Source organism: Sphingobacterium sp. UBA7253 (genome assembly GCF_002472745.1).
In the GTDB taxonomy this organism is placed as follows: domain Bacteria; phylum Bacteroidota; class Bacteroidia; order Sphingobacteriales; family Sphingobacteriaceae; genus Sphingobacterium; species Sphingobacterium siyangense.
The window spans coordinates 46,918-49,267 of the sequence record NZ_DKSP01000102.1; the positions used below are offsets into that span (position 1 = coordinate 46,918).

1 protein-coding gene is annotated in these 2,350 nt (G+C 41.6%); it reads right to left on the bottom strand.

The window, feature by feature from the left end:
- A partial coding sequence (locus B2X72_RS09920) for an ATP-binding protein (RefSeq protein ID WP_286849442.1) occupies positions 1–2,109 on the bottom strand: 2,109 nt, incomplete at its 3' end.
- Between the last annotated feature and the right edge of the window lie 241 nt (positions 2,110–2,350).

Consider the following 2,350-nt stretch of genomic DNA (forward strand, 5'->3'; position numbering starts at 1 on the left):
AGCTGCGTTGAGCTTACTCGCAATTTGTTTAACAATGGAAAGGCCAACCCCCGAACCCTCAAAGCCTTCTGTATTGGACATTCGGCTAAAGATTTCAAAAATTTTGTCACCATCCTTCAAATCAATTCCGATTCCATTATCCTTGATATCATACCGGACCGTATTTCCCTGCCGCATGCTCTCAACGGACACTTGCGGGTTTTGCCTCTTACTGCTGTATTTTATGGCATTGCCAACAAGGTTCAGAAATAATTGATAGATCAGTGTTCTCTCCCCCAATATAGGCAGTATTTCGCCCATTATAAATTCCAAATGCGGGACTTGGTATTGCTGTTTGCAATTTTCAACGATATTGACAATCTTGGACTGTGGATTAATTGGTTCGAACACAAAGTCTACATGATTTACCTTTGACATTTGGTAGACTTTATCCATCATATCCCGCATCAGCTGCGTCCCCTCCAAGATATTTTTCATTGACTTTGCAAGCAGTTCGTCAGAGATGTCTTTTTTATGGAGCAACATTTGTGCAGTGAGCTGTATTGTCGTCAGCGGATTTTTAAGATCATGGGTCAGCGTGTAGCCAAAAGTATCAAGCGCATTATTAGAGCGCACCAGTTTCTTGTTCAATTCATCAATCTCTCCCCCACGCTGTGCTACCGCTTGTTGTATAAGCTGTGTAATATTTTCGATAAAAGCGAGTTCTGAAGATTGCCATTTTTCGGCTTTGCCTTTTGTAATTTTTTTCCATGCCTCGAAAGAAGAACGTGGCGAAGGAAAGGTAATCTTTCTATCTTCGTCTACCTGCATCACTTTTTCCGGCTTCCCTGCCCAAGTCTCTTCTATCAGGCGTTCTTTTCTAAAAACATATAAGTACCAGTTATTTGCGGGCAGAATACTGATGCGCAATACACCGGGAAACATTTCAACATCTTCGGAAGGACCATCCTCCTTAAATCTATCAGTCGCAAAAAACTCTGCAGTGGCTATTTTTTTATCAATTTCTCGGAGCATTTTTTTATCAGGCACCTCACCCACCATCATGATCGCACGATCACGTTTAATGAGTAGACCGTGCCCATTCATTACCTCCATAATACGCACGGCATACTTTTCCAACACGTCATACAAGTCGCGCTTGACCAACAAATCACTTTTTAGATCATGCTTCAGCTGCGATAGATTTTTCTGAACTTTCACTTGTTTCTTCTGAAAATCTGCCAGATAATTGTTTACAGCGTATTGTGTAAGAAAAGTACATAGATGGCGCTGTGAAAGATCGACATGCATTGGCTCTCGATTCTGACAGGCAACAAGCCCCCAGAGCTCATCGTCCACGATAATGCTAAAACTTGCACTCGCCTTTACGCCGGCATTTTTAAGGTATTGTAAATGCATGGGTGAAAGTGCCCGAAGGCTGCAGCGTGTAAGATCGAGATCATCGGCACTCCGCCCCATCAGCGGAATCGCTTCCGCATTGACATCCGCCGTATGGCGGGCATGAAAAATACGGTAAAGCTCGCGCGCCTGTGCAGGAATATCGAATTCCGGATAACGATAATTCATCAACGATTCCAGATCAGCAGTCTTGCTCTCTGCAATAACTTGTCCACTATTATCTTCCAAAAAGCGATACACCATCACCCGATCATAGTGAATAATGTCCTTAATCAATTCAGTCAATGCTTGCCAGCAAGAGTTGCCGCTGCTTCGGTCATCTAAATGCTTTGCATAATAATATAATTTGGTCGTTTTGACAGCAAGAGGGTTGCAGGCTTCTATTTCAAGAAAAATTTTGCCATCATACCTATAGAGACTTAAAAAATAATCGTCTTGATGAATAGTCACCCGATCGGAATACCTGGCAAACATACTGTCGGAAACAGCTTGTTCAATATTCTCTCCACGAAGTTCAAATGAAGGAGTTATCCGATGAAGAACATCGTCTACTGTCATGCCCAGCATTGCGGAGTATTCATCACCTGCAATAGCGGCACAGTTTTCGCTTACCGCAATACACTTATCGTCTTCAAAGATAAATAAATGCCCAAAAGACTGTATATTTCCACACAGGTGAATTTTTTCCTCATGACAATTGATTTCCCGCATAAAGCTACTGATATATTAAATAAAAATATGGTAAAATCAACAGTCCTGTCCTCCGTTAACGCTATCATATGGTTACTAATTTACCAAAAAAATCTGACCTATCGAAACTTGCATCTTTCACTTTAAACCTGAAGAAAAACGAACTAAATATCTACTGCCGGCCCGACTTTTCGAGCTCTTTCATAAAATTCCTCCCCCAGTAATGGATAGCTTAATGCGGAATAAAAATGGTATTAGATCG